Here is a 6,615-nt window from a genome sequence, read left to right on the forward strand (position 1 = left end):
TCTACGCCTCATCTTGGTTTACTTACGGTTGCAGGTATGCTTCCCAAAGATATTGAGATCACTTATTATGATTTAAATTCCCAAAAGTATATAAATGACAATTGCGATTGGGCATTCTTGTCTCCTTCTACTAGCCAGGCAGTACAGGCATATGAATTGGCGGATCTTCTTCGTGGACAAAATATAAAAATTATGATGGGTGGAGTTCATGTTTCAATACTGCCGGATGAAGCTCTTCATCATGCAGATACCGTAATCATCGGAGAAGCTGAATTAGTAATGGAAGATTTTATATCTGATATGCTCCGTGGAACTACAAGAAGAGTCTATGAGAGTAATGTAAAACCCAGGCTTTATGAAACACCTGTACCCAGGTATGATCTGGTCAGATATCATTCATATGCAAGCTTTCCAATGCAGATCTCCAGGGGCTGCCCCCACCAATGCAGTTTTTGCATTTCTTCCAAAATGTATGGTAAAAAAGTGCGAAGAAAAAAGATCCGGCAGGTTGCAGCAGAAATTGAAAGCATTTTAAATTACAGGAAGAAGCCTGTTCTCTTTTTCACAGATGATAATCTGTTAATTGATGAGAAATTTAGCATAGAATTTCTTAACCTACTCCAAAGCTATCATGTAAGATGGTATGGATTCAGTGATGCAGGAATAGGTTTTAAGAATCATATGCTTGAACGGCTATATGAGTCAGGATGTATGCAATTACTGATCGGTTTTGAAAGTCTGAAGGAGGAAAATCTGTCACAACTTAACCAGTCCAATTGGAAAAAAAATAAGAGAAAAAATTATGAGACCATAATTTCCAATATACAGAGCTACGGGATAGGTGTTGTGGGAAGTTTTGTGATCGGTTTGGGGAATGAAGACCAGGAATATTTTAATCTATTATTTCAATTTATCATGAATACAAATATTTATGCCACTAATATTACAATGCTTACGCCCTTTCCTGGAACTAAGGTATTTGAAATGATGAAGCAGCAAAATAAAATTACTACATATGACTGGAGAAGGTATAACGGATTCGAACTGACATTTAAACCGGAAGCATTGAGTGCAAAAGAGCTTGAGGAGCATTATATAGATTTAAACAAGAAGATTAATTCATCTGAAAGAACTGGCAGATTAACGAATTATTTTCTGGATATTTTTAAGAAGGATACGAATAACCACATAAATTATAGGAAGGAAAAATAATATGCAGAGTGTTGGAGTTGCGTTATGTGAGGGTTACGATTATCAAAGGGTAGAGGAAGTATTACACCATTTAATAGATACAACATCCCAAATCAATGATAAATTATATCCTGGAGCAAAAGTTTTTATTAAAGCCAATTTAGCCAGGCCGGACACTCCGGATAAAGCAGTAACTTGTCACCCCAGTGTTGTAAAGGCCATTGTTACTTATTTTCAATCGAAAGGATGTACAGTAACCATTGGTGACAGCCCCGGAGCACCGCATGGCTTTTCGAAAAAGACATTGGATACCGTTTACAGGGCTACCGGGATGATGCAAATTGCGGCTGAAACACAGTGTGAACTTAATTACGATGTATCTTCCGTAAAAGTTTATAATAAAAAAAACGTTCGAATGAAAGATATTCAGGTAATAAGTGCGATTACAAATGCGGATTTTATTATATCAGCCGCGAAATTGAAAACGCATGCAATGATGAGATTTACCGGAGCCGTTAAAAATCTGTTTGGGGTAATACCTGGCAGATTGAAAATGCAGTACCATTTAGAAATGTCAAAATATATCCACTTTGCACAGACATTAGTAGATATATGTGAATATGTAAATCCAGCACTGTCTATTATTGATGGTATTGTAGGAATGGAGGGTAATGGCCCATCGGCCGGGGATTGCTGCCAATCAAATCTTTTGCTGGTCTCTGATAATCCATATGAGCTAGATGCAATAGCTGCCAAAATTATTGGTATTAATCCGGAAGATATTACTGTTCTCAAAGAGGCTATGAACAGAGATTTGTTAACAAAAGAAATCAAAGAAATTCCTATAAAGGGGTTAGACTTGGACAAAATTAATCTAAGGCCTTTTAAAGCTCCGGACTTTTCTAATCTTAATCAGGAAATAATTGCACTTCCAGAGTTTAATAGTGACCTATGTTCGTTATGTGGGCAGTGCGTCAGAAGCTGCCCTCCACGAGCACTGTATATAGAGGAAAACAGAATAAAATTTAAATCTAATAAGTGTATACGATGCTATTGCTGTCAGGAACTATGTCCCAATAGTGCGATAGAAATAGAAAAATACCAGAGAAATGTAATATTTTAGTTTGGAGGACCGTATGAGTGTCATAGATGGTGATTTGTTTAAGTGTAAAAAATTTGTTATCCCATATAAAAAAACAGTTATCATATGCTTATTATTATTCTTTTTTAATGTGATGGTAGATCTGTTTTATACATTTAAAATAAGAAGCTTAGTAGTTGCTGCATTGGATTCAGATGAAAAGAGACTGGTTTCGCTGATTATCCTATTATGCTTTATTATTTCCGTCGGTATTATAGTAAAGTATATTTCTGTATATACCGCTGGTGTATTAAGTAAAAAAATTGTAAGAGATATAAGACATGATTACTTTCAAAATATATATCATTTAAAAATGTTCTATTTTGAAAAGAATTATGGATCTGAAGTGATAACAAGGTTTAATAGCGGTATTACTTCAATAGAAATGTTTTTGGAAAAAAACTTAAGGGAGATTTTTTATCAGCCGGTATTATTTTTATCGTGTCTTGTCTGGTTGGTCATAATTGACTGGAAACTATTATTAGTAAATATAATTCTGGTTATCGTTATAACGATTATTACCGGAGGAATAATTACTTCTATGGAACGGAAAAATCAGGAGATACTTTCTTTAGAAACAAAAGAGTCATCCATATTTCAGGATATTGTAAATGGCATATTAGTCATTAAAACTTTTGCACTCTATCCCATAATTTCCAAGAAAGTTCATATAATTGAAAGGGAAAAATTAAAAAATGCAATAGCTGTAGAAAAAAATATTGCGGTTCTTGTAGAACTTCAAATGATTATGACAATGCTGGCATTTTCCACATGTTCGGTATATGGAGGGGTATTAGCTGCCAAAGGAAATTTTAAAATTGAAAATCTGATCATTTTTCTTTTTCTTTTGCAATTCATGTTAAAATCAATGAGTTCCTTTCCAAAATTATTAGGAGAAATAAAAACATTCTTTTTGACGACGGACTCAGTAACAGAAACGTTTAACTGGGAAAAGGAACGAATACATGATATAACATCACAAGATAGCGGACTAGAAAAAAATCAGGCGGCCATTCCTGTTCAATTTAAGAATGTGACTTTCGGATATGATGCAGAAGTAAATATTTTACAGGATATAAGCTTCGAAATACCGGGTCAGAAAATGACGGCTATTATTGGTCAAAGCGGTAATGGAAAAAGTACGTTATTAAAACTGGTGAGCGGTCTGCATGAACCAAATTCAGGTAGTGTATTATTAAATGGAATAGATTTAAAGGATTGGGATCTTGGGAAAGCCAGAAACTTAATATCCATAATACCACAAAAAATATGTTTATTTTCAATGAGTATTGCTCAAAATATTTCATGCGGTAAACCGGGTTATACGATGGACGATATCATAAACGCTGCGGCTTCAGCAAATGCCCATGAATTTATAGAAAAATTACCGGAAGGATACCATACTCTTATTGGAAGCGGTGGCATACAGTTATCCGCGGGACAAGCCCAGAGGTTAGCACTTGCAAGAGCATTATGTAAAGATTCTCCTATTATTTTATTGGACGAACCAACATCATCGATCGATATGAAATCAGAAAAACTTATAAACGAGGCATTAAAAAATATCTGCAAAGATAAAACAGTTATCTTAGTTGCCCACAGGACTTCAACGCTGGCAAATGCAGATAACATTCTAGTGTTGGAAGGCAGACGAATAACAAAAATAAAGACTCAGTAGGAGGAATGGTACATTTATGCAAAAAAAGAAAAATGGGAAAGAACTTAAAAAGATATTGGAATATATAAAACCCAGACTAATTCAATATACATTCGGTATTATTGGAATGGATATAGCAGGTACAGCCACTATTATTTTATTAGCATACTCTTTAAAACTTATGATTGATATGCAGCTAACCCATGTACCGCTTACAATACAATCACCTATATTACAGGTATTTGTTTTTCTGATAATTGCATTCATATTTATACCAATTACATATTTCTTATATCAAAGTAGTTCTAGAAAGGCAATCTTATATATAAAAACAAAAATATTGCAAAAAATACCACGTTTACCACTTGTAATTATAGATAGATATTCCAAAGGGGATTTAAACACCAGATTTATGGCTGACTTGAAATCAATTGAAAAAATATATTCTGAAACTCTTCAAACGCTTAGTGGAACATTATTCCTTGGATTGGGATGTCTGATAACAATGTTGGTTCTGGAATGGAGAGTTTCTACAATCTTGGTTATTTCAAGTATTTTATTCTCATTTATAAGTCAGAAACTCACCTTGAAAATTCTTAAAATGCAAGAAATAATTTCACAAAAAACTGGAGGAATGACGAATAATATTATAGAAATTATTGAGGGTTTTTATACCATTAAATTATTCGGATTCAGACATATTCAACAAAAAGAAGCGGCTGAAGAAAATATGGTATTCCATTGTGGAATTAAAAAAGAAAAATATATAGCAGTGCATGAAAGTATGAATTATATGATGGGATTAATCAATTTTGTCGGAGCTATATGTATCAGTTCATTTCTGCTCATCAAAGATGCAACACAGTTAGGGACTGTTATAGCCATCATAATTTTACAAATGAACATTAGCGAAACATTTCTTAGGCTTGGTCATGGTTTTACAGATTTTAAAACTTCCCTTGCAGGAGTCAGAAGAATAATTGAAATAATGGAATTACCGGAAGAAGATTTAAAAGACAATGAAAAAAAATATATTGAAAACCTAGATTATGTAGAGTGTAAAGACATCTGTTTTCAGTATGATAAGATTAAAGTTCTGGATAGAATAAATTTAATAGCCAATAAAGGTGAAATAACTGTTATAACAGGTCCAAGCGGCTGCGGCAAAAGTACCTTGCTAAAGATACTGATCAGAGCTTATGAAGTAAAATCTGGTATGGTATATCTTCAGGGGATACCAAGTAAAGAAATTGCTTTAAATAAGTTGAGAGATCTGATTGCCTTTGTACCACAAAATAACTATCTGTTTCATGGCACAATTATGGAGAATATAATGTGCGGAAATACGAAAGCCCATAATAATGATTTACTATGGGCCGCAAAAGCTGCTAATGTACATGAATTTGTAGAAAGATTACCCAATGGTTATGATACAGTTGTAGAAGCGTCTGGAAATAATTTGTCGAATGGCCAGTGCCAAAGGATTGCATTGGCAAGGGCACTTATTAAAAGGGCTCCAATATTAATTTTAGATGAATCTACCGCTTACTTGGACCCTTCATGCGAATCAAAAATTTTAAAGGTATTAAAAGATATTGCCCAAAATTCAATTGTTATAATTGTTTCACATAGAATCACTACAATAAAAAATGGTGACAGTATTTATATGATGGGCAGCGGTAATATAATTGCTCACGGCGCTCATGCGGATTTAATCTTAAAAAATGATAACTATAAAGAATATTTTGAAAATCTTGTTAACCATGAAAATCACATATGAAGATTATTATTTATTATTTCCGGATGCTGCAATAATATCTTATCTCAATTAATTTATAGATATCTTCCAATACTTTTTCATTACGAACCTCTATCATTAACCATTTATTATTGCTGCCAGGGCTCGTTTTCGCATAGAGTTCTTTTAGATAATCGGTTAAAGAAGGCAGTGCGTAATGAACTTCATTTGCTTCTTTGTCTCCGATAACTACCATTACCAGAAAGCCGCCTTCTTTTGGATAAACGGTACATAGTGATTTACCGCTCTTTTTAAATTTTACATTCCATCCTCTCATCATGGAACATTTACTATACTCAATAACAAATTTACAATTATAAATTCCTGTTATTTCTGAATAGAAATTTTCAAATAGAGGACTGTTGATATAGTTCTCAATAGTGTTTAAATCTGGTACTTGGGTTTGATCGTTTTTATTCCACATTTTTTTACTCCCTTTCTGATAATCTTTAAAAATTTGACATTTTGAGAATAGTATATTAGTAACAGAAATATTTTACCACAGTACATCAAGACCTACAACTAAAATTAGAAAAAAATGATCTGTCTTGCAGATATTTTACTAACTATTTATTTAATTTATAAATATTTAAGATACGAACTATATTGATTAAGGAGATGAATTATGGAATATTTATTATATGAATTACATTGTATTTTTCTGTGTTATATTTATCCAAAAAGTTCATTGGAATCAAAAATCTGATAGGAATATTTTACACCTAAGGTTATATTATAGCAGAACAATAAATGGTTTTAACATGATATCAGATAAATTATAATCTAAATTATAATTTAAATAATTCTATATATAGTATTCATAGTTTT

At 32.8% G+C, this 6,615-nt stretch carries 5 protein-coding genes; 4 read left to right on the forward strand and 1 reads right to left on the reverse strand.

All coding sequences use genetic code 11. From position 1 onward, the window contains the following. From ACH2DQ_RS11315 to ACH2DQ_RS11330, 4 genes are all read left to right on the forward strand, one after another. A partial coding sequence (locus ACH2DQ_RS11315; protein ID WP_395026775.1) for a B12-binding domain-containing radical SAM protein occupies nucleotides 1–1,212 on the forward strand: 1,212 nt, incomplete at its 5' end. A 1-nt stretch (nucleotide 1,213) separates the two neighbouring features. Next, nucleotides 1,214–2,314 (forward strand): DUF362 domain-containing protein, encoded by a 1,101-nt coding sequence (locus tag ACH2DQ_RS11320; RefSeq protein WP_395026777.1) that lies wholly within the window; start codon nucleotides 1,214–1,216, stop codon nucleotides 2,312–2,314. Between the two features lie 13 nt (nucleotides 2,315–2,327). Beyond that, nucleotides 2,328–4,010 (forward strand): ABC transporter ATP-binding protein, encoded by a 1,683-nt coding sequence (locus ACH2DQ_RS11325; RefSeq protein ID WP_395026779.1) that lies wholly within the window; start codon nucleotides 2,328–2,330, stop codon nucleotides 4,008–4,010. A 16-nt stretch (nucleotides 4,011–4,026) separates the two neighbouring features. Next, nucleotides 4,027–5,769 carry an ABC transporter ATP-binding protein gene (locus ACH2DQ_RS11330; protein WP_395026781.1) on the forward strand — a complete coding sequence of 581 codons (1,743 nt, stop codon included), beginning with the start codon at nucleotides 4,027–4,029 and terminating at the stop codon, nucleotides 5,767–5,769. A gap of 13 nt (nucleotides 5,770–5,782) precedes the next feature. Here the strand turns inward: ACH2DQ_RS11330 and ACH2DQ_RS11335 are convergent, their stop codons facing one another. Further along, nucleotides 5,783–6,211 carry a DUF3788 domain-containing protein gene (locus tag ACH2DQ_RS11335; RefSeq protein WP_395026783.1) on the reverse strand — a complete coding sequence of 143 codons (429 nt, stop codon included), beginning with the start codon at nucleotides 6,209–6,211 and terminating at the stop codon, nucleotides 5,783–5,785. Nucleotides 6,212–6,615 lie beyond the last annotated feature (404 nt).

Source organism: Robinsoniella sp., from assembly GCF_034124845.1.